This is a genomic window from Mesorhizobium sp. IMUNJ 23232 (assembly GCF_044326205.1).
GTDB lineage: Bacteria > Pseudomonadota > Alphaproteobacteria > Rhizobiales > Rhizobiaceae > Kumtagia.
Genome location: NZ_JBIRCY010000044.1, coordinates 1 through 23,174, shown reverse-complemented (window position 1 = coordinate 23,174; position 23,174 = coordinate 1). Strand labels below are relative to the sequence as shown.

Annotated in this window: 21 protein-coding genes, 1 other RNA gene and 1 pseudogene; 6 read left to right on the top strand and 17 right to left on the bottom strand. The window is 65.2% G+C overall.

Features of this window, described 5'->3' with window-relative positions; all coding sequences use genetic code 11:
• Nucleotides 1–6 precede the first annotated feature (6 nt).
• The 9 genes from ACH196_RS26645 to ACH196_RS26605 all read right to left on the bottom strand — a co-directional run bounded on the left by ACH196_RS26645 (nt 7) and on the right by ACH196_RS26605 (nt 10,251).
• On the bottom strand, nt 7–486 hold the full coding sequence (locus tag ACH196_RS26645; protein WP_396647640.1) for a GNAT family N-acetyltransferase: 480 nt from the start codon (nt 484–486) through the stop codon (nt 7–9).
• On the bottom strand, nt 483–1,703 hold the full coding sequence (locus ACH196_RS26640) for a lytic murein transglycosylase (RefSeq protein WP_396647734.1): 1,221 nt from the start codon (nt 1,701–1,703) through the stop codon (nt 483–485). Before ACH196_RS26640 ends, ACH196_RS26645 begins: the two co-directional genes overlap by 4 nt.
• 61 nt (nt 1,704–1,764) lie before the next feature.
• Nucleotides 1,765–2,370 carry a recombination mediator RecR gene (recR, locus tag ACH196_RS26635; protein WP_396647639.1) on the bottom strand — a complete coding sequence of 202 codons (606 nt, stop codon included), beginning with the start codon at nt 2,368–2,370 and terminating at the stop codon, nt 1,765–1,767.
• Between the two features lie 244 nt (nt 2,371–2,614).
• Nucleotides 2,615–3,193 carry a NifU family protein gene (locus ACH196_RS26630; RefSeq protein ID WP_396647638.1) on the bottom strand — a complete coding sequence of 193 codons (579 nt, stop codon included), beginning with the start codon at nt 3,191–3,193 and terminating at the stop codon, nt 2,615–2,617.
• A gap of 110 nt (nt 3,194–3,303) precedes the next feature.
• Entirely contained in the window at nt 3,304–3,795 is a 492-nt protein-coding gene (locus ACH196_RS26625; RefSeq protein WP_396647637.1) for a universal stress protein, read from the bottom strand.
• A gap of 97 nt (nt 3,796–3,892) precedes the next feature.
• Nucleotides 3,893–4,960 (bottom strand): tryptophan--tRNA ligase, encoded by a 1,068-nt coding sequence (trpS, locus tag ACH196_RS26620; RefSeq protein ID WP_396647636.1) that lies wholly within the window; start codon nt 4,958–4,960, stop codon nt 3,893–3,895.
• A 130-nt stretch (nt 4,961–5,090) separates the two neighbouring features.
• Nucleotides 5,091–6,680, bottom strand: coding sequence for a murein biosynthesis integral membrane protein MurJ (gene murJ / locus ACH196_RS26615; protein ID WP_396647635.1), 1,590 nt, complete (start codon nt 6,678–6,680; stop codon nt 5,091–5,093).
• 166 nt (nt 6,681–6,846) lie between these two features.
• Complete coding sequence (locus ACH196_RS26610; protein ID WP_396647634.1) at nt 6,847–9,651, bottom strand: [protein-PII] uridylyltransferase; 2,805 nt, start codon at nt 9,649–9,651, stop codon at nt 6,847–6,849.
• 216 nt (nt 9,652–9,867) lie between these two features.
• Nucleotides 9,868–10,251 carry a DUF2750 domain-containing protein gene (locus tag ACH196_RS26605; protein ID WP_396647633.1) on the bottom strand — a complete coding sequence of 128 codons (384 nt, stop codon included), beginning with the start codon at nt 10,249–10,251 and terminating at the stop codon, nt 9,868–9,870.
• A 137-nt stretch (nt 10,252–10,388) separates the two neighbouring features.
• Between ACH196_RS26605 and ffs the strand changes: the two genes are divergently transcribed.
• The 4 genes from ffs (at nt 10,389) to ACH196_RS26585 (ending at nt 14,151) form a co-directional block, all read left to right on the top strand.
• Nucleotides 10,389–10,485, top strand: an RNA gene (gene ffs, locus ACH196_RS26600) — signal recognition particle sRNA small type.
• A gap of 114 nt (nt 10,486–10,599) precedes the next feature.
• The gene (locus ACH196_RS26595) at nt 10,600–12,444 is read left to right on the top strand and encodes a DNA polymerase III subunit gamma/tau (RefSeq protein ID WP_396647632.1); all 1,845 of its coding nucleotides are present in this window, start codon (nt 10,600–10,602) and stop codon (nt 12,442–12,444) included.
• A 14-nt stretch (nt 12,445–12,458) separates the two neighbouring features.
• Nucleotides 12,459–12,782, top strand: a complete 324-nt coding sequence (locus tag ACH196_RS26590; RefSeq protein ID WP_396647631.1) for a YbaB/EbfC family nucleoid-associated protein — start codon at nt 12,459–12,461, stop codon at nt 12,780–12,782.
• Nucleotides 12,783–13,050: 268 nt separating this feature from the next.
• Nucleotides 13,051–14,151, top strand: a complete 1,101-nt coding sequence (locus ACH196_RS26585) for a cell wall hydrolase (protein ID WP_396647630.1) — start codon at nt 13,051–13,053, stop codon at nt 14,149–14,151.
• A 125-nt stretch (nt 14,152–14,276) separates the two neighbouring features.
• Here the strand turns inward: ACH196_RS26585 and ACH196_RS26580 are convergent, their stop codons facing one another.
• Nucleotides 14,277–14,897, bottom strand: coding sequence for a L,D-transpeptidase (locus tag ACH196_RS26580; RefSeq protein WP_396647629.1), 621 nt, complete (start codon nt 14,895–14,897; stop codon nt 14,277–14,279).
• A 280-nt stretch (nt 14,898–15,177) separates the two neighbouring features.
• On the opposite strand from ACH196_RS26580, the gene ACH196_RS26575 reads away from it, so the two are divergent.
• On the top strand, nt 15,178–15,678 hold the full coding sequence (locus ACH196_RS26575; RefSeq protein WP_396647628.1) for an MmcB family DNA repair protein: 501 nt from the start codon (nt 15,178–15,180) through the stop codon (nt 15,676–15,678).
• A 403-nt stretch (nt 15,679–16,081) separates the two neighbouring features.
• Nucleotides 16,082–16,954 (top strand): hypothetical protein, encoded by an 873-nt coding sequence (locus ACH196_RS26570; protein WP_396647627.1) that lies wholly within the window; start codon nt 16,082–16,084, stop codon nt 16,952–16,954.
• A 119-nt stretch (nt 16,955–17,073) separates the two neighbouring features.
• Here the strand turns inward: ACH196_RS26570 and nhaA are convergent, their stop codons facing one another.
• The 7 genes and pseudogenes from nhaA to ACH196_RS26535 form a co-directional block, all read right to left on the bottom strand.
• Nucleotides 17,074–18,273 carry a Na+/H+ antiporter NhaA gene (nhaA, locus tag ACH196_RS26565; RefSeq protein WP_396647626.1) on the bottom strand — a complete coding sequence of 400 codons (1,200 nt, stop codon included), beginning with the start codon at nt 18,271–18,273 and terminating at the stop codon, nt 17,074–17,076.
• Between the two features lie 115 nt (nt 18,274–18,388).
• Nucleotides 18,389–18,706 (bottom strand): HigA family addiction module antitoxin, encoded by a 318-nt coding sequence (locus tag ACH196_RS26560; RefSeq protein ID WP_396647625.1) that lies wholly within the window; start codon nt 18,704–18,706, stop codon nt 18,389–18,391.
• Nucleotides 18,707–18,715: 9 nt separating this feature from the next.
• Entirely contained in the window at nt 18,716–19,279 is a 564-nt protein-coding gene (locus ACH196_RS26555; protein WP_396647624.1) for an ActR/PrrA/RegA family redox response regulator transcription factor, read from the bottom strand.
• A 63-nt stretch (nt 19,280–19,342) separates the two neighbouring features.
• On the bottom strand, nt 19,343–20,668 hold the full coding sequence (locus tag ACH196_RS26550) for an ActS/PrrB/RegB family redox-sensitive histidine kinase (protein WP_396647623.1): 1,326 nt from the start codon (nt 20,666–20,668) through the stop codon (nt 19,343–19,345).
• A gap of 86 nt (nt 20,669–20,754) precedes the next feature.
• Nucleotides 20,755–21,165, bottom strand: coding sequence for a hypothetical protein (locus ACH196_RS26545; protein ID WP_396647622.1), 411 nt, complete (start codon nt 21,163–21,165; stop codon nt 20,755–20,757).
• Nucleotides 21,162–21,413: a type II toxin-antitoxin system prevent-host-death family antitoxin gene (locus tag ACH196_RS26540; RefSeq protein WP_396647621.1), complete on the bottom strand. Its 252-nt coding sequence runs from the start codon at nt 21,411–21,413 to the stop codon at nt 21,162–21,164. Before ACH196_RS26540 ends, ACH196_RS26545 begins: the two co-directional genes overlap by 4 nt.
• A gap of 75 nt (nt 21,414–21,488) precedes the next feature.
• Nucleotides 21,489–23,153 (bottom strand): annotated as a pseudogene (locus tag ACH196_RS26535) (ATP-dependent helicase C-terminal domain-containing protein); the annotation flags it as partial.
• Between the last annotated feature and the right edge of the window lie 21 nt (nt 23,154–23,174).

Below are 23,174 nucleotides of genomic sequence, written 5' to 3'. Positions count from 1 at the left end.
AGGCGCTCATCCCTCCCACGGGACGCGCACCATGCCGCAGCGCTGGTAGAGGCGCATGCCTTCGGCATTGTCGAGTTCGACCTTGAGATCGATATGCGTCGCGCCACGCGCCCGGAAGATCGAGAAGACGTGAAGCAGCAGTGCTTCGCCCAGTCCGCGCCTTCGCATGTCGGCGCGCACCGCGAGGTCCTTCAGGAAAGCGCTCGTCCAGCAGAGAGCCACGCCCGCCAGCCCGTCTTTGGAATCGAAGGCCAGGAAGCAGAGGTCGCCATCGAATTCGGGATCGCCGGAAAACCGCGCCCACCAATCCTCGGCGGACGGAAAGATGTCCTCGTCGCCCTCATAGGCGCGGATCAGCAGCGCGTGCACGGCTTTTGCGTCGGCGGGTGTTTTGAGCGTGCGGACGTCGATGCCCGCGGGCCAGCGCGGCGCCGGCTGGTCGCCGTCCAGCAGTTTGCGCATGCGCCAGGCGCGCCGGTCGATCAACGCAATGCCTCGACCAGGTCCGTATCGGGAAAGCAGGTAATAGCCCGGCCGCTCTTGGCCTGCCAGTCGCCAATCGAACGCCGCGTCTTGAAGCCGGGCAGGCCGTCGGCGCCGCCAACGTCATAGCCCTTGGCTTCCAGCGCCTTCTGCAAGTCCGCAATGTCCGAGCGGTAGAGGCCCCCGACCTTGCCCCACCGGCCGGCGAAGGTACGGTCTCCACCGGCGATGCGGTCGGCGCCATGGCCAATGAACAGCGCGTAGAGGTCACTCTCGTTGTATTCCTTGAGCACATAGAAATTCGGCGTGACGATGAAGGCCGGACCGCCGCGGCCTGCCGGCATCACAAGAAAACCCTCGGCACGAAGCTCGGAGGCCGGAAACGGTCTTCCGCCGGCGCGCGCAATCCCCATGCTCACCCAGTCGCTGATCTTCTTGCCTTGATCCGGCCCTTCCAGCGCGCAGGAAACGCGCTCCGGTACGGTTACCTCGAAACCCCAGTCGCGGCCCCTCGCCCAGCCATAGTGGACGAGGTAATTGGCGATCGACGCCAGCGTGTCCGGCACCGAGTTCCAGATGTCGGCCCTTCCGTCGCCGTCGAAATCGACCGCATGGTCGACGAAGGAGGTCGGCAAAAACTGCGGCTGGCCGAGCGCGCCGGCCCAGGAGGATTTCATGGCGCCGCGCGAGGCCAGCCCGCGCTGGACGATGACCAGCGCGGCCAGCACCTCCTTGCGGAACATCTCCTTTCGCGTCGCCATGAAGGCTTTCGTACCGAGCACCTCGAACGCGTCGTAGGGCATCTTCGCCGCGCCGAAGCCGGATTCGCGGCCCCAGATGGCAAGCACCACCTCGCCCGGCACGCCGTAACGCTTCTCCACGGCGGCAAGCGTCTTGGCATGTTTGCCGGCCCGCGCGCGTCCGCCGGACGTCACCGCGCCGATGGTCTTTTCGGCGAAATAATTTCCTGGCGAGCCGAATTCTGCCTGATGCTGCTTCTTCGGCGTTTTCGCCTTCTCGCCGGGCATGACGAGGTCGGGGAGTTTCAGGTTGGGTCTTATGCCTTTGAAGGCTGCGTCGAAGGTCTGTTTTGACACGCCCTGCGCCTTGGCGTCGGGCCACAGGTCGTTTTCCAGCCAGGTGCGGAACTGGTCGTCGATTTTCGCGGCGGAGGCGAGAGAAGTTATCGAAAGACTGGCGGCAGCGAGGGTCCACACCATCGCGATTGCTGTAAAGATCGACGCCCTATAGGTCATCCGAGCCGCCTACAGCCCATTCGTGTCAAAACACAGTCCGCGATTTGAGGGCCGCCGCAAGTGTGCCCTCGTCGAGATAATCGAGCTCGCCTCCGACCGGCACGCCATGCGCGAGCCGCGTGACCTTAACGCCGAAGCCGGAAAGCTGGTCGGTGAGATAATGCGCCGTGGTCTGGCCCTCGACGGTCGCGTTGACGGCGAGGATGATCTCCGTCACCCCGCCGGTCGCCACGCGCGAAACCAGCCCCTTGATGTTGAGCTGGTCCGGGCCGATGCCGTCCAGCGGCGACAGCGTGCCGCCAAGCACGTGATATTGCGCATTGAGCGCCGCCGCCCGTTCCAGCGCCCAGAGGTCGGAGACATCCTCGACCACGACGATGGTCGTGCTGTCGCGGCGCGGGTCGGAGCAGATCATGCAGGGGTCGACGGTGTCGACATTGCCGCAGGTCGAGCAGATGCGCACCTTCTCCGCCGCCTCGCTCATCGCGCCGGCCAGCGGCGCGAGCAACTGTTCCTTCTTCTTGATCATGTGCAGCGCGGCGCGGCGGGCCGAGCGCGGCCCCAGCCCCGGCACTTTTGCCAGAAGCTGGATCAGGCGTTCGATCTCGGGACCGGCGATTCGCTTGGACATGGAGCACCCATATAACAACTACCGCTTCATGCGAATGCAGGTCGCATACCACCGGCCTCACCAGGTTCCGGATTGGCGCGATACACCTTTGGGGCGTGGAGCCGACCTATTGGAGGTCAATGCGCATCACCGCCGCGCGAAATCATCCGGACACACGCCGGGCGGTAGAAATCAAAATCCCCTCCGCGTTTCCGCGGAGGGGACAAGGGATAGGTGAAAGAGAAGACGGCCGTCCGGCCGACGGTCAGGATACCTGCTCGACCTGCTGGACTTCCGGCACGAAGTGGCGGAGCAGGTTCTGGATTCCGTGCTTCAGCGTCGCCGTCGAGGACGGACAGCCCGAGCAGGCGCCCTTCATGTTCAGGAAGACGGTGCCGTTCTCGAAACCGCGAAAAGTGATGTCGCCGCCGTCCTGGGCCACAGCCGGGCGCACGCGCGTCTCCAGCAGTTCCTTGATGGTGATGACGATCTCCTCGTCTGCCTTGTCATAAAACTCGTCGCCGGTCTCGGCGGCGTCGCCGAGCGCCTGGGCGGCGCGGGTCATCACCGGCTGCCCGGACATGAATTGTTCCATGATGGCGCCGAGGATCGCCGGTTTCAGATGCTGCCAGTCGGGGCCGTCGGCCTTGGTGACGGTGACGAAATCGTAGCCGAAGAACACACCGGTGACGCCATTGATGTCGAACAGGCGGCCCGCCAGCGGCGAGGCTTCACGCGCAGCGGCGGCGTCGCGGAAATCGGCGGTGCCTTCCGCCAGGACCTCGCGGCCGGGCAGGAATTTCAGCGTGGCGGGATTGGGGGTCGCCTCGGTCTGGATGAACATCGCCGCATCTCCGTGCGTCATTCTTTGGAATAGTTCTAAATAGGCTTATTCATCGGCGGGTACAAGCCGCATTTGCCCTGGTCCTCAAATGGAAATCGCGCCGGGATCGATCAAGTGAGGCTGGCTATTTCCTCATCCGAAAGATTCTGCGGCACCACGGTGACCGGAATGGGAAACGCCGCGTTCTTGCCGGCGATCGAGGCGACGAGCGGTCCGGGACCCTCCTTGGAAGCGCCGGCGGCGAGAACCAGTATGGCGATGTCCTGGTCGTCCTCGATCAATTGGTGGATCTGTTCGGTCGGCTTGCCCTCGCGCACCACCAGTTCCGGCTCTATGCCGAGTCTGGTGCGGACCTTTGTGGCATGCATATCGAGCGCGGCGTTGGCGGTGGCCTGTGCTTCCTCGCGCATGATCTTTTCGACCCCCAGCCAGTGCTGGAAATCGCCGGGCTCGATGACGTAGAGCAGCACGACGACCCCGCCCGTCGATTTGGCGCGCATCGAGGCATAGGCGACGGCACGCTCGCACTCCGGCGTCTCGTCGACGACGGCGAGGAATTTTCGGCGATGGCCGGCTTCCCGGCTGAGACGTTTCGAGACCATACGCTACCCCCTCACGAGGCTCCGGCCGAACGGCCGCAATCTGCCACCGCCGCAGCCTTGCGGCAAGCGGCGCCGGATGGGCCAAGGACCAATCCGCTCAGCCTTGCAAAAGCCCGATGATGTCACGCACCGTCTTCATTGTCGTCTCGGCAAGCTTGCCCGCCCGCTCACCGCCATCGCGCAGCACGCTGTCGACATAGGCGTGGTCGGCCGAGATGCGACGCATCTCGGAGGCGATAGGCGCCAGTTTTTCGACCGCCAGATCGGCAAGCGCCGGCTTGAAGACGGAGAACTGCTGGCCGCCGAATTCCCGCAGCACCGCATCCTTGCCGATCTCCGCCAGCCCCGCATAGATGCCGACGAGGTTTTCGGCCTCGGGCCGGCTGGCGAGACCGTCAACCTCGCTCGGCAGCGCTTCCGGGTCGGTCTTGGCCTTCCTGATCTTCTTGGAGATCGTGTCGGCATCGTCGGTCAGGTTGATGCGCGACAGGTCGGACGGGTCCGACTTCGACATCTTCTTGGAGCCGTCGCGCAGGCTCATGATGCGCGCGGCAGGCCCGCCGATGACAGGCTCGGTGATCGGGAAGAAGCCGTTCACCGTCTCCTCGCCAACCTGCATCTCGACCCCGACGCCGAGCTCGGCAATGCGGGAGGAGAAGTCGTTATTGAACTTCTGCGCGATGTCGCGGGTCAGTTCCAGGTGCTGCTTCTGGTCCTCGCCCACCGGTACATGGGTGGCGCGGTAGACGAGGATGTCGGCCGCCATCAAGCTCGGATAGGCGAGTAGGCCGAGCGAGGCGTTCTCGCGGTCCTTGCCGGCCTTGTCCTTGAACTGCGTCATGCGGTTCATCCAGCCGATGCGGGCGACGCAGTTGAAGATCCAGGCGAGCTCGGCGTGCTGCATGACGCGGCTCTGGTTGAAGACGATGTGTTTTTTCGGATCGATGCCCGACGCCAGGAACGCGGCCGTGATCTGGCGCGTCTGGTCCTGCAGGTCGGCATGGACGAGTTGGGCCGTCAGCGAATGCAGGTCGACGACGCAGTAGATGCAGTCCGACGTATCCTGCAGCGCGACGAACTTCTTGATGGCGCCGAGATAGTTGCCGAGATGCAGATTTCCGGTTGGCTGGACGCCCGAGAAGACGAGCGGCTTGAAGGCGGTCATTTAAAAAATCCTCGTGGCTTGTGGAGGGCCGTTTCGCGCGCGGCGAAAATCGAGACGGGCTTATGGCGGAACGATGGGCGAAGAGCAAGAGGCTGCCGGCTCGGTAATGAGCGGCCCGCGCGCCGCGTGATCACTCCACTGGCGGCTCGGCCCTGGTTCCGGATCGCTTCACGCTGCGCTTGATCATGCCGATATCCGCGCCGCCTATGGCGAAGACGGTGACGAAATAGAGCACCATCGCACCGGCGACCATCGCGCCGAGCACCACCGCCTGCTCGTAGAAGGGCGAGCCGGGACCGAGGCTGCCGGAAAGCCAGCGGGCGGCGAAATACAGCGCGCCTGCCATGACCGCCGAGGCGATGAGGAGCCGCGGGATGCGTTTCATCAGCCCGGCGTCGCGGCCCCAATGGCCGCGCCGCACCAGCACGCCGAGCAGCAGCGCGGCGTTGACCCAGCCGGCGATGGCCGACGCGGTGGCGATGCCAGCGCCGCCCATCGAAGGAAAAAGGGTAAGCGCTATGGCAATGTTCACGCCGACCGAAATGGCGGCAAAAATCATCGGCGTGCGCGTGTCCTCGCGGGCGAAATAGCCGGGGGTGAACGCCTTGATCAGCACGAAGGCCGGCAGGCCCATGCCGAAGATGGCGAGGATCGCCGAGACCACCGGCGTGCCGTTGGTGGCGGCGAAGGCGCCGCGCTCGTAGAGCAGCCGCACGATCGGCTCGGAAATCACCAGCAGCGCGGCGGCGGCCGGCAGCGTCAGGAACAGCGTGAATTCCACCGAACGGTTCTGCAGGTTGGACGCCTCCTGCAGATTGCCGGCCTTCAGCGCGCGGGCCAGTTCAGGCAGCAGCACGATCGCCACCGCGATACCGACAACGCCGAGCGGCAACTGGTAGACGCGGTCGGCATAGGCGAGCGAGGAGACGGCGCTTTCCTTGCCGGAGGCGATCGCCGTGCCGATCAACTGGTTGATCTGGGTGATGCCGCCGGTGATCGCCGCCGGGAAGGCCAGCACCAGCAGGCGCCTGACATTTGGCGTGAAATGCGGACGGCGGAAGCCGATCGACACGCCGGCATGGCGCACCGCCACCCAGACGATGGCAAGCTGCACCAGCCCGGCGGCGAGCACGCCCCAGGCCAGCGCGTAGCCGATGTCCAGGCCGCCCATGCCCTCATGCCAAGCATAGGCCAGAACGCCGATCAGGATGATGTTCAAAAACACCGGCGCCACGGCCGCCGCGAAATAGCGGCGCAGCGAATTCAGCATACCGGCCATCATCGCGGCCAGCGACATGCACATCAGATACGGAAACATGATGGTCGCCAGCGCCACTGTGAGGTCGTGCTTTTGCGGATTGCCGGAGAAGCCGGGCGCCACGACGGTCGACACCAGCAGCGGCATCGCCAGCTCCATCAGGATGGTCAGCGCCACCAGCGTGGTGAACAGCACGCCGAACACTTCCTCCGAAAAGCGTTTCGCACCATCGATGCCGCCGGCTTCGATCTCCTTGGCGAATAGCGGCACGAAAGCGGCATTGAACGCGCCCTCGGCGAACAGCCGGCGGAACGTGTTGGGGAACTGGAAAGCGGCATTGAAGGCGTCGGCGATCGGCCCGGTGCCGAGGGCCGCCGCCATCAGCATCTCGCGCGCAAAACCCAGCGCCCGGCTCATCAGCGTGCCGGACGCGACCGTGGCGAATTTCTTGACGAGGCTCATGTGCGGACCGACCTCCCCCATGAGGGGAGGGTCCGGCCGTAGGCCGGGGGTGGGGTCGGTGCGGCAGTGCGCGACTTACTTGAGGTGCCTTCTGAGGTTACCCCCTCTGTCGCCTTCGGCGACATCTCCCTCTCGAGGGGGGAGAGGGCGTCGTCGCTACCGCTCCTCATTCCGCCGCGGCCCGCTCGTCCGTCTTGGCGGCTTTGGCCGCCTTGCCCTCCAGCGTGGCCGCCAGAGCCGCGCGGATGGCCTGGAGCTTCATGGGGTTCTCGATCTTCGCACCGGTCAGGTCGCTGACATAAAACGTGTCGATCACTTTCTCGCCGAAGGTGGTGATGTGGGCCGACGCGATGTCGAGCGACAGGTCCGACAGCGTACCGGTGATCTCCGACAGCAGGCCCGGCCGGTCGAGACACGACACCTCGATGACGGAAAGCCGGTTCGACAGTGTATTGCGGATGTCGACGCGCGGCTCGATGCGGAACGCTTTTGATCCACGCTTCGGCTTGGCGCGCTTGGCGATGATCTCCGGCAGCCAGCTTTTTCCCGACAGCACGTCCTCGATCAGCCCGCCGACGCGCTCGGCGCGCCGCTGCTCGTCCTCGTCGCGGTCGAACTCGCGCGAAATCAGGATGGTGTCGAGCGCCCGTCCGTCGGATGTCGTGAAGATCTGCGCGTCGACGATGTTGGCGCCGGCCGCGGCACAGGCGCCGGCGATTACCGACAGCAGGCGCGGATGGTCCTGCGCCAGCACCGTGATCTCGGTCACCGCCTCGAAGCCGTGGGTCTTGACCATGGTCGAAAGCTTCTTGCCGGACTGGTCTGCGGCGCGGATGAATTCGGCATGCCGCACCTGATCGTCGACGGCGACGGCGAGGAGATAATTTTCGTAGTGCAGCTTGACCAGCTTGGTCCGCGCTCTCTCGCTCCAGCCAGAGAGCGCCTCGGCCAGCCGGTCGCGCGCCGCCTGGGCGCGCAGCGAGCGCGAGACTTCGGAGAAGCCGCCGGTGAGCAGCAACTCGGTCTCGTAGTAGAGGGTGCGCAGCAACTGCCCCTTCCAGCCGTTCCACACGCCGGGGCCGACGCCGCGTATGTCGCAGATGGTGAGGATGAGCAGCAGCTTCAGCCGCTCGACGGACTGCACCACGTCGGCGAAGTCGCTGATCGTCTTGCGGTCGTTGAGGTCGCGCGTCTGCGCGGTCATCGACATCAGCAGGTGGTTTTCGACCAGCCACGCGACCGTCTCGGTGTCTTCCGGCGACAGGCCCATATGCGGGCAGATGCGGCGCGCGATCTTGGCGCCTGCCTCGGAATGGTCGTCCGGCCGGCCCTTGGCGATGTCGTGGAGCAACACGGCGACGTAGAGCACTTCGCGCTGCGCGATCAGGCCGGGCATCAGCTTGTGTGACAGTGGATGCAATTTCTCGCCGTCTCCACGCTCGATCTCGGAAAGCACGCCGATGCAGCGCAGCAGGTGCTCGTCGACCGTGTAGTGATGATACATGGAGAACTGCATCATCGCGACGATGCGGCCGAATTCCGGGATCAGCTTGCCGAGCAGGCCGGCCTCGTTCATGCGGCGCAAATTGAGCTCGGGGTTGCGGTCCGAGGTCAATATGTCAAGGAAGATGCGGTTGGCCTCGGGGTCGCGGCGAAGCCCCTTTCCGACCAGGTCGAGCGAGCGGCGCAGCAGCTTCAGCGCGTCCGGGTGATACTCAAGCCCATGCCGGTCGGCGAACCAGAACAGCCGCAGCAGATTGACGGGGTCACGCGTAAAAACGTCCTGATCGGCGACGTTGATGCGGTGGTTGTCGACGATGAAGTCGCCGGTTCCAGCCAGCTTGCGCTTGCGCCGCGAGAAGGTGAAAAAAATGCGGTTGAAGCCCGGCACATGCTTGGCCTGTTCTTCCTCAAGCGCCGCGCAGAATATGCGGGTTAAATCGCCAACGTCCTTGGCGATCAAAAAATAGTGCTTCATGAAGCGCTCGACCGCCGACATGCCGGGATGGCTGGTGTAGCCCAGCCGTTCGGCGATATCGCGCTGGATGTCGAAATGTAGCCGTTCCTCGGCCTTGCCGGTGAGGAAATGCATGTGGCAGCGCACCGCCCACAAAAAATCCTCGCACTTCAGGAACTGGTTGTATTCGGCGCGGGTGAAGACCCCGGCCTTCACCAGTTCCTCGCCAGAACGCACACGGTAGAAGTACTTGGCGATCCAGAACAGCGTCTGCAGGTCGCGCAGCCCGCCCTTGCCGTCCTTGATGTTGGGCTCGACGAGATAGCGGCTTTCGCCGGCCTTGGCGTGGCGCTCGTCGCGCTCGCCGAGTTTCGCCTGCACATATTCGGGGCCGGTGTCCTTCACCACCTCGCGGTCGAAGCGCGAAAGCAACTCGTCGAACAGTGCCTGCTCGCCCCAGACAAAACGCGCCTCAAGGATGGCGGTGCGGATTGTGGTGTCGGAGCGCGACAGGCGCACGCAATCGTCGATGTTGCGGGTGGCGTGGCCGACCTTCAGGCCGAGATCCCACAGCATATAGAGCATGTATTCGACGATCTGCTCGCCCCAGGGAGTCTGCTTGTAGGGTAGCAGGAATAAGAGGTCGATGTCGGACCCCGGCGCCAGCGTGCCGCGGCCATAGCCGCCGACCGCGACGATCGCCATGCGTTCGGCCGATGACGGGTTTTTCGCACGGTAGACGTGGGTGGCGGCAAAATCGTAGAGGACGCGGATGACCTCGTCCATCAGGTGCGACAGCCGCTGCGCGCAGGCTGTGCCGCTGCCATCCTCCATCAGAAGACGCTCGGCGAGGCGTTTTCCGGCGGCGATGCGGTCCTTCAGCGCACCAAGCACCAGCGCGCGAACAGCAGCCGTCGAGCCGTCGCCCGAACTGGGCGCGGTCAGGGCGGTGAGGTCGTGGCGAAGCTGGGTGGCGTCGACCAGCTCTTCCAGCTTCAGGGGCACTTTCGTCATCGGGCAGCGTAGTTTCTCACGGCGGTCGCGGCGGTCTATAAACTGTTTTGCGACAGGTGGGTATCGCCCGAAAGCATTGCGAGAGGCTGAAGAAAGCGGGCGAATGTGACGCTTCTCAGCAGCGTATGACCAGTCGGAAGATGGAAAGGCGGCCGCGGTCCGCCTGTTCTTGTCTTCCAGCAAACCAACTCTCCATCTATCATGATTTCCGGGAGCCTATTCGATCCTGCTCAGCTCGTTGCGCAGGTCTGCTTCCAAGACTTCAAGGGCAGGCACGATACCGCCGACACCTGGCACGGGGAACACCGTAACGAGCTTGCCGTCGTCCCGCAGTCGCGGAATGAGTTCGTCGAAGAGATCGTCGAGATCAATTTCGCCCGCTTCGAAATGCGACCATTCATCGGTCGCACAAAGCTCCGCGTAGACTTTCTCAGGCCAGATCGGGAAAACGATCGTGCCGTCGTCATCGGTCTGGTGAAGTGCCCATCCGTCGGACCAAAGCCCCCAGACCAAACGTCTGTCTGCCGCTACCTTGATGAAATGAGAATATCTCTCCGGTGCCGGCAGTGACATCACAGCCCGAATTTTCTTCTGGTTCATCGCTCCGCCTCACAACTGGCTACGCCTCGTTTGCCGCGCATCCAACCGTCCGTGCTCATCTCTAGCAAGAGTCGGGAGCCTTGGTGAAATCATTGCGACCCTTGCATTCTCACCCCAAATCCCCGATATGAGCCTCGGGAGGTTGGTGGTGGACGCGCCACTCGCCAACCGGGTCAGGTCCGGAAGGAAGCAGCCCTAACGAGCCCGGAACGGGTCATTGTTCCAGCCTCCCACCCTCCTTTAAGCTTCGACTTCTGCCGTCACGGCGTTGACGGAGCGATGCCGCGCGGGCGAAACTCGCGCTGAGCGAAACGGCTGCGCAGGCGGCCAGCGGAGACCGACCTTCGGATGAGCGACGCCGGACTTGAGCAGACGGGAAAAGCCGGCGCCTATCGGGTGCTGGCGCGAAAGTACCGTCCCGCCGACTTTTCCGCCTTGATCGGCCAGGAGCCGATGGTGCGCACGCTCACAAACGCGTTTTCGTCCGGCCGCATCGCCCAGGCCTGGATGCTGACCGGCGTGCGCGGCGTCGGCAAGACCACCACCGCCCGCATCCTCGCCCGCGCCCTGAACTACAAGACGGACACGGTCGACCAGCCCTCCGTCGACCTCGCCATCCCCGGCCAGCACTGCCAGGCGATCATGGAAGGCCGCCATGTCGACGTGGTCGAGATGGACGCCGCCTCCCACACCGGCATCGACGATATCCGCGAGATCATCGAGCAGGTGCGCTACGCGCCGCAATCGGCCCGCTACAAGGTCTACATCATCGACGAGGTGCACATGCTCTCCACGCAGGCCTTCAACGGCCTGCTGAAGACGCTGGAGGAGCCGCCGCCCCACGTCAAATTCATCTTCGCCACCACCGAGATTCGCAAAGTGCCGATCACGGTGCTGTCGCGCTGCCAGCGTTTTGACCTGCGCCGCGTCGGGGCCGAGATGCTGGTTGCGCATCTCGGAAAAATCGCCGGGCTGGAGGCGATCGAGGTCGAGGATGCCGCACTCGCCATGATTGCCCGCGCCGCTGAAGGCTCGGTGCGCGATTCGCTGTCGATCTTCGACCAGGCGATCGCCCACAGCGCCGGCGCGGTGACTGCAGAGACCGTGCGCGGCATGCTGGGCCTTGCCGACCGCGCGCGTGTCATCGACCTGTTCGAGCATGTCATGAAAGGCGACATGCCCTTGGCGCTGGCCGAGTTCCGCGCGCAATACGACACCGGCGCCGATCCGGCGACGGTGCTGACCGACCTCGCCGAATTTACGCATTTCGTGACGCGGCTGCGCTTCGTGCCGAGTGCCGCCAGCGACGCCTCGCTGACCGAGGACGAGCGCAAGCGCGGCGCTGCCTTCGCCGAAGCGCTGTCGGTCAAGGTCCTGTCGCGCGCCTGGCAGATGCTGTTGAAGGGCATTCCCGAGGTGCAGTCGTCGAACCGCCCGGTGGCGGCGGCAGAGATGGTGTTGATCCGGCTGGCGCATGCCGCCGACCTGCCGACGCTGGACGAGGCGATGAAATTTTTGGACGGAGCCACGCCGGCTCCCGGCAATGGCGGGTTGCCTCGACCGCCGATGCCAAGTGGTTCCAGCGCTTCGGCGATGGCGCGCGCCGTACCGGCCGCCATGTCCAGCGCCCCGGCGGCCCTGGCACGCATGCCGCAGAGCGCCAATGGCGGGCCGGTGGCGCGGCTGGTCGAGCGCGAGCCGGAAGCTGAACAGCCTCAGCCGATGCCCATCGCCGAGGTCAAGGCAGAACCGGACGCCGTGCCGGTGCGCTCGCTGGCCGACATCGCGGCCCTCGCCGACGCCAATCGCGACATGGCCTTCAAGGTGCTGGTTCGTCGTTGCGTCCGCCCCGTCCGCATCGAGCCGGGGCATCTGCAGATCACGTTGACGCCGGACGCGCCGAAAACTTTACCCACCGACCTCAGCAACAAGCTCAAGACCTGGACCAGTCGCAACTGGCTGGTGTCGCTGTCGCGCGAGGAAGGCGGCAGGACGCTGGCCGAGGAAGAGGCGGCGCGGCGCGAAACGGCTTTCCTCGACGCCAGCCAGGAGCCGGCGGTCGCAGCCATCCTGGCGCGTTTCCCCGGCGCCAAGGTCATCGACGTGCGCATTCCCAACGCCCAGGATCTGCCGGACGCCGGGAGCGACGCAGACATTTCCCCCGACCCGACGGTCGAAGACGACGAGAACTGAAAGGATTTTCCATCATGAAGGATCTGCTCGGCCTGATGGGCAAGGCGAAGGAGATGCAGGCCAAATTCCAGGCCATGCAGGAAGAGATCGCCGAGATGGAGGCCACCGGCCAGGCCGGCGGGGGGCTGGTCGCGGTGACGCTGACCGGCAAGTTCGAGATGAAATCGCTGAAGATCGATCCTTCGCTGTTCAAGGAGGACGATGTCGAGATTTTGGAGGATCTCATCCTCGCCGCCCACAATGACGCCAAGGCAAAAGTCGAGGCGGCGATGAAGGACAAGACCGCCGCGCTCACCGCCGGCCTGCCGCTGCCTCCGGGCTTCAAGCTGCCGTTCTGATCGCCAGAATCACCCACCGGTCTGGGCTGATTCGTGCAGAAATCCAGCAGGCGCCGGCCATCATGACGTGATGATCTGGCTTTCCGGCATTTGTGGTTAATTTTATTTAAATTGCTGAATTGAAAGGAGAAAACTGGCTGCCGATTCGGCTGAACGACCCCGCGTCACGCTGCCGATCACGAATTGGAAACGTAAAAGTCATCATTTCGCCCGAAAATTGCACAGTGTTGCCATTCGTACACACAGCCGCCGGAGCGACGATGAGGGCATGTCAGTGAGCGCGCGCAAGCGCGTGTCGGTCGTTTTGGTGGCCGTAATCCTCCCCCTGCTGATCTCGGCTTGCAGCCAGACGGGCGATCTGGCGGGCAGCGTCAGGTCGATGGTGATGCCGGCCGGGTATCACGGCTACTCCGCCCGCGAGAAGGAGTGCCTGATGCGGGCGATGTTCTTCGAGAGCAATCGCTCCAGCCGAGACGGCCTGGTTGCAGTCGGCACCGTGGTGATGAATCGCGTGCGCTCCGGCAAATACGGCGACACGATCTGCGAGGTGGTCGGCCAGCCGCGCCAGTTCGCGCCGGGCGTGATGACCCGCAAGATGAACTCGAAAGCCTTGCCCGATGTCGAGGCCGCCGCCGACGCTGTGCTGAAGGGCGAGCGGCATCCAAAAGTGAAGAACGCCATGTTCTTCCACACGGCCGGCCTGAAATTCCCATACAAGAACATGCACTACACGGTGGTGGCCGGCGGCAACGCCTTCTACGAGAAGCGCGGCCGCAAGGGCGAGCCGGTGGTGCTGCCGCCGGAACGGGCCCAGCCGGTGGTGATGGTGGCGCAGGCCAACATCAAGCCGGTGACCGCGGCGCGGGCGCGCCCAGCCGCCAGCGGGCGTTCCACGGCCATGATGAGTTCGCGCGGCGACGACGCGCAGGTGGCGATGGCCCGCGTGGCGCCGAAGCCCGCGACCATCCCCGCTCCGGCCGCCGACCAGCCGGTCGCCGTGGCAATGCAGCCAGCGGACGCTCCTACGCCGCCCGCCGCCGCGCAACAGGCGGAACCCGTGGCCGTCGCCATGGCGATCGACGGGCCTTCCCCGTCGGCGAAAGCAAACGCCGCCGCGCCGTTCCCCGATGCGCCGGCGCCGGCCGATCCGGTTCTGCCGGCGGTGACGGACGCCGTGCCGACATCCGAACGGAAAGTGGCCGAGGCGGCGCGCGCCGATGGCTGGACCACCGGCGCTCCGGCGCTTGCCGCATCCGCGCCAGAACCGGCTACCGTGACGGCCGCGTCCTTCGAGGTCGATGCCGACGACGCCGACGCCATCGGCGCCATGATCTCCGGCCAGGACCGGCCGGCGATGGGCTTCAACTGAACCGACGGAATTGCATCTGCATTGGAGGTGTGACGTCACGCCCGCCAGAATCAAAAAACCGGACTTTGCGGCCCGGTTTTCTGCTTGCGACGTCCTTGTTGCCGAGACGGTTCGCGTAAGAATTCCTATTCGACGATGACCTTGGCGCCGACATCGGCGCGGCTGTAGAGGTCGATGACGTCCTGGTTGAGCATGCGCACGCAGCCGGACGACATCGCCTTGCCGATCGACCACCATTCCGGCGTTCCGTGCAGCCGGTATCCGGTGTCGCCCTTGTTGTAGAGGTAGAGGGCGCGCGCGCCGAGCGCGTTGCGCGGTCCGCCGGGCATGCCGCCGCGCCATTTGGCCAGTTCGGGCTGCCGCCGGATCATCGCCGAGGGCGGCGTCCACACCGGCCATTCGCGCTTCAGCCCGACGCGCGCCGTGCCCTTCCATTCAAAACCTTCGCGGCCGACGCCGATGCCGTAGCGCACGGCGCGTCCGTCCGGCAGAACGAAATACAGGTGTTTTGAACCCGTATCGACGATGATCGTGCCTGGCGCCTCGTCCGTCTGGTAGCGGACGATCTGCCGGCGATATTGAGCCGGCACCTTGTAGATCGGAATAGCCGGCACGCTGTAGCCGGCATCGTTGCGGGCGCTGTAGTCAGCGGCCGAAAAAATCTCGAAGGAGCCGATCGAACTGCAGCCCGTCAGCGCGGTGGAAAGGGCCAGTCCAGCCAGCACGGCGAGGGTCTTGAGCTGCATGAAGAGATCGTTGCTCCCCTGGTGACGATCCCGGCCTGATTCGGCCGCGTGTTCGACGACTTCTACTAGGAAGCTTTGTGCATGGCTGCCAAGCGCCGTGTGGCCCGGATGCCGCAGCAACGCTCAGGTCTGCGGCTTGATATGGCATTTTCGCAACAATACTTCACGGTTCCGTGAGTTTTTGGGGCGTTGTTGTCCGGTCTGCACGTGTACGGCGCCCCGACCTCCACGCTTTCAGTCAAGCCCCTTGCGACGTCGTTCCGGTTTTGTACTATGGGCCATGCCGATCATCTCGCCCTTGCCGCAGAATCCGCTGATCGACGGCCGCCAGTCCGAGCGCGCTATGCGTGTGCGGCGCGGCGTGCAGCGCTTGCTGACAGAGATGGGCGCGCATGTCCTGCCGGAGATTTCGTTGGCCACCGGCCGCCGCGCCGACCTCGTCGCGTTGACCCGGCAAGGCGACATCTGGATCATCGAGATAAAATCCTCGGTCGAGGATTTTCGGGTCGACCGCAAATGGCCGGAATACCGCCTGCACTCCGACCGCTTCTTCTTCGCCACGCACCCGGACGTGCCCGCCGCAATCTTCCCGGAAGATTGCGGCTTCATCCTCTCCGACGGCTATGGCGCGGAGATTCTTCGCGAGGCGCCTGAACATCGGCTGGCGGCGGCCACCCGAAAAGCGCTGATGCTGCGTTTCGCCCGCGCCGGCGCCGCCCGTCTGCTCGCCGCCGAACTTGCCGGCGTCGCCGTGCCGGCGCTGGAGGGCGAGAGCGAGTAGGGAATTGCCGGGGAAGCCAATTGCAGATCTCGCCGCCACGAAGTGCGAGGGTCACGACCGGCTTCGATAGGGGTCGGGCAGGGCAGTTCGAAAACTGGCACCTTGCAGCGGATATGACAAAGGAAGGTCCTTCGAAGAACTGACTCTCCGCCCCTTGGTCATGCTTGGTGCGACAAGAACCGCCTGCCTTGCCGTTAAAGGTCTGATTGCGCTTGGCTTTACAGGCATGACATGCATTCCGGCGCGCTTGGCGCCCAAATTGGGAAGGCCCGGAGGCAGTTAGCCACTTTCCTGAAATGTCGAGCTTTTCCAAGCTGTTGTAAGGACGAGCACAATGCTTAAAGGATTATTTTCCTAGGACTATTTACATTTCTTCCATCCGGAGCGATAATCTTCGCGGCCTGTGCTGGAAAGGAGGGGCGGCGGTGGAGGACTGGAATGCGGCGATCGAGCGGAATCTGGTGGCGCTGAAGCGCGTGCTGGCGCCGCTCTTCGCGATGCTGGCGGCGGAAAGACCCTGCCCCGCCATCTCCATCGCTTCGTGCTCGGCTTGCTGCTACCGGCCGAGGCCGCCGCCCGGCGGCTGGTCATCGCGGCGGCGCGCGGCATGGTGGTGGAAGTGCCGCCGCAGCGCGAGCCCGGGCCGGACTCCATCGGGCCTTGGCTGTGCTGCCCCGGCGTCGCCGTCACCCCGTCGCATGCCGATGGCGAGCGCGCCGAAGGGGAGCGGCAAGCCGCACCACTCGGGGCCGCCCGTCCGCGCGTGCTTTCCCTGTCGCTGTTCGATCCGCTCGAACGTCCGTTCCGCGTCCCACACCGCGACGCATCCGCCGATGCGGCCCAGCGCTTCCCGTCGCTCGATTTCGAGGCACGTCTCCCGCCGCCGCCGTCGCCGGACGATCCGCTCAGCACGGCACGGCTGATGCTGCGGCTGGATGCGCTTGGCCGGGCGCTGGACGACCTGCCGGCCCAGGCAAGACGGTTTGCCCGCTGGAAAGCGCGACGCGACGAGGCGCTGGCACGGGAACAGCAAGGGGGCGCAGTCGCGCGAGGCGAGCCAGGCGGTGCGGCGGCCGCTCAGGACAAAACCCGCGATGCCGCGGGCGCACAAGACAACCAGGGCCATGCCGGCGCGACACGGTCCCGCCGAATATTGCCACTCAAAACCGGCCGGCCGCCGGGCTGGCGGCGAAAGACCGCCGACGAAGTGCACGCGGTGTTGAACGCCGTGCACCAGCTTGCCCTTTCGGCGCCGGAGGCGCCGGACACGTCCTAGACGGCTGCCCGGACGCCAAAAAGCCAGGAATCGATGGCCGGCGCGGATTTTTTCGCGGTCAGGCGGTGAAAAGTGCTGTCAAAATATACCGTTGCCCATCCGTTGGCGAAGCCGGCCTGTTAGCGCTCCTCTTCCTCAAGCTCCTCCCCCGCCCCCGGCGCCATCATCAGAACCGCCGTTCCCAGCAGCGCCGCCACCAGCGAGCCGGCCAATATGCCGAGCTTCACCGCCTTCTGCAGGTCCGGATCCTCGGCGAAGGCGAGCAGGCCGATGAACAGGCTCATGGTGAAGCCGATGCCGCAGAGTAGCGCCACGCCTGTCAGGTGCGTCCAGTTCGCGTTTCGGGGCAGGTCGGCGAGGCCGAGTTTTATGGCCAGCGCCGAGGTGCCGAGCACACCGACGAGTTTGCCGAGTACAAGGCCGGCGGCGACGCCAAGCGTCAGCGGTTCGACCAGGGACGACAGGCTCATGCCGGCGAAGGAAACGCCGGCATTGGCGAAGCCGAACAAGGGGATGATGACGAACGGCACGATCCCGTGCAGCGAATGCTCCATCCTATGCAGCGGCGAATGCTCGAGGTCGTGCGCGATGCCGGGCGACACGCGCAGCGGCACGGTCAGCGCCAGTGCGACGCCCGCCAGCGTGGCATGCACGCCGGATTTCAGCACCAGCAGCCACAGCACCAGCCCGAGTACTGCGTAAGGCACCAGGTTGAGCACGCCCATGCGGTTCATCGCGATCAACACGGCGAGAACGGCCGCAGCGCCCGCCAGATAGGGCATCGACAGGCCGCTCGTATAGAAGATGGCGATGATGATCACCGCGCCGAGGTCGTCGATGATGGCAAGCGCGGTGAGGAACACTTTCAGCGAGGCCGGCACGCGGCTGCCGAGCAGCGACAGCACGCCGAGCGCGAAGGCGATGTCGGTGGCAGTGGGGATAGCCCAGCCGCGCAGCGCCTCCGGATTCTGCAGGTTGAGCGCGACATAGATCAGCGCCGGCACGGCCATGCCGCCGGCCGCGGCAATGCCCGGCAGCACGCGGCGCGGCCAGGTCGAAAGCTGCCCGTCGAGCATCTCGCGCTTGATCTCGAGCCCGACCAGCAGAAAAAACACCGCCATCAGCCCGTCATTGATCCAATGCTCAACATTGAGCGGGCCGATATAGGTTTTCAGCGCAGCGAAATAGGCGCCCGAAAGCGGCGAGTTGGCGACGATCAACGCCAGCAACGCGGCGCCCATCAAGACGATGCCGCCCGACGCCTCGCTGTCGAGGAATTCGCGGAAGATCGAGACGGAGCGATCGCTGGATTTGGTCACGTCACTATCCTTCGGTCGCTGGGGTTTCCAACCTCAATGCCGTCTATCGACGATAATAGGTATCAGTAAGTTCTTGCAGGCGAGCTACAGCGCGGGGCGGGATGGCTCCTAGAGCTCAGGGCTGTTCGTGAGGCGTGGCGGTTCCGCCGGTCCCGGACCGGCGCGGTAACGCCCGGATTTCTTCACCCGACAAGTTTTCCGCCATGCGCAGGTCGTAGGCGGACTGGAGATTCAGCCAGAATTGCGGGCTCGTGCCGAACCAGTGGCCAAGACGCAAGGCCGTGTCGCCAGTTATGGATCGCCGGCCCTTCACCATCTGGGTGATGCGGTTCGCCGGAACAGCTATGTGCCGCGCCAGCTCGGTCGCGGTAATGCCGAGTTCGGCCAACTCGTCAGCCAGGATTTCGCCGGGGTGGATTGCGGGACGAGACATTAGATGCCCCTACCGCGGCGCGCGCTTGGCCAGAATGCGCTGCAGCGTGCGGCGGTGCATGTTGAGCCGGCGCGCCGTTTCGGAAACGTTGCGGTCGCACATTTCGTAGACGCGCTGGATATGTTCCCAGCGGACACGGTCGGCCGACATCGGGTTTTCCGGCGGCGCGGCGCGCTGGCCGCCGGTGCGCGTCAGCGCGGCGTAGATGTCGTCGGCGTCGGCTGGCTTCGACAGATAGTCGATGGCCCCGAGTTTCACCGCCGTGACCGCCGTGGCGATGTTGCCGTAGCCGGTGAGGATCACCGTGCGCGTGTCGGCGCGGTTTTCGCGGATGGCGGCGACCACGTCCAGCCCGTTGCCGTCGCCGAGCCGCATATCGACAACCGCATAGGCCGGCGCGCCGGCCTTGGCCTTGGCCACTGCCTCCTCCACGCTTTCGGCCGTGTCCACCGCGAAGCCGCGTGCCTCCATGGCGCGCGCCAGACGCGTCAGGAACGGCTTGTCGTCATCCACCAGCAGCAGCGAGGCGTCGGGTCCTATGGCCTTGTCTTGCAGCGTTTCCTCGGCGATCATCGGCGTCCATCCGTTTCTTATTGGCTATGGAAGATATAGCTTTCTTAGGCGCTTAATACCACCTCATGCCGTCTCGTACATGTCGTTCGCGGCGCTTCGCCGGCTGAGGAATTGCTCGCGGCTCCATGCCACCTGCACCACCGCGCCCTGGCCGCGCTGGTTGGCGTTGAAGAACGACAGCGTGGCGCCCGAGCGTTCCAGCAAAGTCTTGGCGATGAACAGGCCGAGCCCCAGCCCGCCGCCAGGCTCGGCGCCCTGCCTTGTCGACATATAGGGCTCGCCGATGCGGTCAAGGATTTCCGGCGGAAAGCCCGGCCCGTCGTCGACGACGTCTATGATCACCGCGGTGTCGTCCCAGCGCCAGCGCACCGTGACCACGCCCGCCGCGAAGTCGACCGCGTTCTCGACCAGGTTGCCCAGCCCGTAGATGACGCCGGGATTGCGGTGGCCGACCGGCTCCTCGCCGACACGCTCACCCGGCTCCAGGCGGATGGCGATGCCGAAATCGCGGTGTGGCGCGATCACCTCCTCGATCAGCGAGGTCAGCGGCAGGCGCGCCAGATGTTCGTCGCTTTCGGTCGACAGGCTGGTCAGGCGCTTCAGGATTTCGCGGCAGCGCTCGCTCTGCGAACGCAGCAGGGTGACGTCCTCGCGGAACTTCGGGTCGTTGCCCAGCGCCCGCTCCATCTCCTTGGCGACGACGGTGATGGTGGCGAGCGGCGTGCCGAGTTCGTGCGCCGCCGCCGCCGCCAACCCGTCGAGCGCCGAGAGATGCTGTTCGCGCTGCAACACCAGTTCGGTGGCGGCAAGCGCATTGGCGAGCAGCCGCGCCTCTTCGGCGACCCGCCAGGCATAGACGGCGGTGAAGGTGATAGACGAGAACACCGCCATCCACATGCCGGCGACATAGACGAACGGGATGGTCAGTTCCGCGCCTTCGATCCACGGCAGCGGGAAATGGTAGAACACCAACGCGCTCACCATTGCCATCACCAGCCCGCCCAGCACGGCCGTCATCTTCAGCGGCAGCGTCGTCGCAGAGATGACCACCGGCACCGTGAGCAGCAGCGAGAAAGGATTGGTGAGACCGCCGGTGAGAAAGAGCAGGCCGGCGAGCTGCAGGGAATCGAACAGCAGCGTCGCCAGCGCCGAACGTGGCGCCAGCCGATGGGCGGAGGGATAGCGGAAGGTGAGATAAAGGTTCAGCCAGGCCGAGCAGGCAATCAGCGCGAAGCACAGGCTGACCGGTAGCGGAAAATCCAGCCAGTAGGCGACGACGACGACGGTGACGCTCTGGCCGACCACCGCCAGCCAGCGCAGGCGGATCAGCGTGTTCAGCCGAAGCCGGTGAGCCTGTTCGAAATCGGGCGTGGCGAGTGACTTGATCATGCCGGTTTATGACGCCCGCCGGTCGCCGCGCCAAGCGCTATCTTGCGCGCTGTTGCGCCGGATCGCTCGCATAACGGCGCTGAATCTCAAAGCCGCGAGACGCGCGTTGCCTTCCTGGCGCGAGCCACGAATTGCTTGATGAGGGGGAGGAAGAAAGCCTTGCTGAAATGGCCCAGGGGTGGCGAGGGGTCGATATAGAACGACCGTCCGACTGCATCTTCATTGTATTCGTCGAGAATGAGCCAGCAGCGCGTCAACGCATCGAGCCCAGCGCGGTGCTTTTCCGTCTCGGGCACCTCAACCGCAAACCGCGTCTCCAGCGGACGCTTCGTGGTGATCGGAAACAACAGGAGGACATCGCCTGATTGTCTGGGGATGCGCACGCCGACTGCGGCCGGACGCGGCTTGCGCCCCTCGGTCTCGCCTCTTCCTGCTTCATGTGACCAAAGGAACTGATATCGGATGACGGCACCCGTCCTGAGGTCATCCCGGGTCACCGATTGCCGTCCTCGGCCTCATAGTCCGCAATCGCCATCTCGATCTCGGCCAGCAGCGAGTCGGAAATCGTCTCGATCGTGCCACTCCGGCGCGTGTCGGCTCGCGCCAGCAAATCACGATAATCTTCCACACTGAGCAGCACGAGTCGCGGCTTGTTGCGCTGTGTGATCGTCACCGGCGCGCGCAACGCCTGCGCGATGATGTCTCCCGACTTTCTGCTGAGGTCGCTGGTCGAAAAGCTGGACATGTCGGAATCCTGAATTTGCTGCAAAATACAGCAATGCTGAGTCTCTCGCAAGCCGGATATTCCGATGCAACTCCATCACGTCCCGCGCGGTTTTGCCCGGCTGGTGGCTGCGGCATTCGCCGGGTCCTCCGGCCAGACGTGTTTCGGATAGCGGCCGCGCATGTCGGCGCGAACGTCCGCCCAGGAGCCCTTCCAGAAGGCGGGCAGGTCGCGCGTCGTCTGGATCGGCCGGTGCGCCGGCGACAAGAGCTCCAGCGTCAGCGGCACTTTCCCGTCGCCGACCGCCGGGTGTTTGGTCAACCCGAACAGTTCCTGTACGCGGATCGAAAGTACTGGCGTGTCGCCGTCGTAGCGGATCGGCACGCTGCTGCCGGACGGCGCTAGATAATGCGTTGGGGCTGCCTGGTCGAGCCGGCGACGGAGATCGTGCGGCAGCAGCGAAAGCAAGCCCTGCGTCGCCGCGCTAGGGTCGATACGGGCGAACGACGCCTCGCCGCTGAGGAAGGGCAGAAGCCAGTCCTCCAGCGTCCCAGTCAGCGCCGCGTCGGAGACATCCGGCCATGGTGCGCCGACATTGGTGTGCAGCCATTCCAGGCGGGCACGCAACGTTTCGGCCTCCTTGCTCCACGGCAGCAGCGACAGCCCATGCTCGCGCAGTGCGTCGAGGATCGCGCTGTCGGCCTCCGTGCCTTTCGGCGGCGGCAGGAGTTGTTCGGACAGCACCACAGCGCCGAGCCGCACGCTTTCGCGCGTCCGCACGGCCCGCCGCTCCACGTCGAATTCGGTGCTTCGCCGGCGCTCGAGACGGTCGCCGAGCATCGCGCGGATGTCGGCCTCGCTTACGGCGGCAGCAGATGTGATCCGCGCGTTCTGCGCCTTGCCTTGCAGGTCGGCGACGACGAGATATTGCTCCCCCGCCAGCGGATCGGCGGCGTCCAACATAGCGCCGCTGCCATTCGCCAACACGAAGCGCCCTCGCTCGCCGCGCGCCTTCGCCACCCGGTCCGGCCAGGCGAGGAGGAGGAAGGTGCCGGCGCTTTCCTCCCCCCTTGAGGGGGAGGTGCCCGGGAAGCGGGCGGAGGGGGTCGGTTCAGGTAGCGCGCGCCCTTCACCCTCCCCCTTGAGGGGAGAGTCGGCGAGCGATCGGAGCGAAGCGGAGATCGCGAGACGGGGTGGGGTCGCTTCAGGATGGAGCACTTCATGGCCGACCCCACCCCGCGTCGCAATCCCACTCGTTCCGAGCGGGTTGCTCCGCGACCCTCCCCGCAAGGGGGAGGGTAACGCTCGCGCCAGCCTCTCCGCCAACTGCCTCGCCGCCACCGCCCTTGGCGACTTCTCGCCGCGAAACCGCGAAACTCGCCTTTCCAGGTCTACACTATCGCCGCCTAGCCCGCGTTCGGTGATCAGCACGGCGAGTTCCGCCGCCTCCCGCCCGGCGCCGCTGCGCGTCGCCTCCGCCACCATATGCGCCAGCCGCACCGGCAGCGCGAGCTTTCGCATTGCGGCACCCGCTTCGGTCAGCCGGCCGCTTTCGTCGAGCGCTTCGAGCGCGGTCAGCAGCGTTCGCGCCTCGGCAAGCGCCGGCGCCGGCGGCGGATCGAGGAAGGACAGCGCGCGCGGGTCGGCGATGCCGAAGGCCGCGCAGTCGAGCAGCAGCGACGACAGGTCGGCTTCCAGGATCTCCGGCGTGTTGTAAGCCGCCAGCGACGCGGCCTGCTCGGCCCGCCACAGGCGGATCGCTGTCTCTTATACACATCTCCG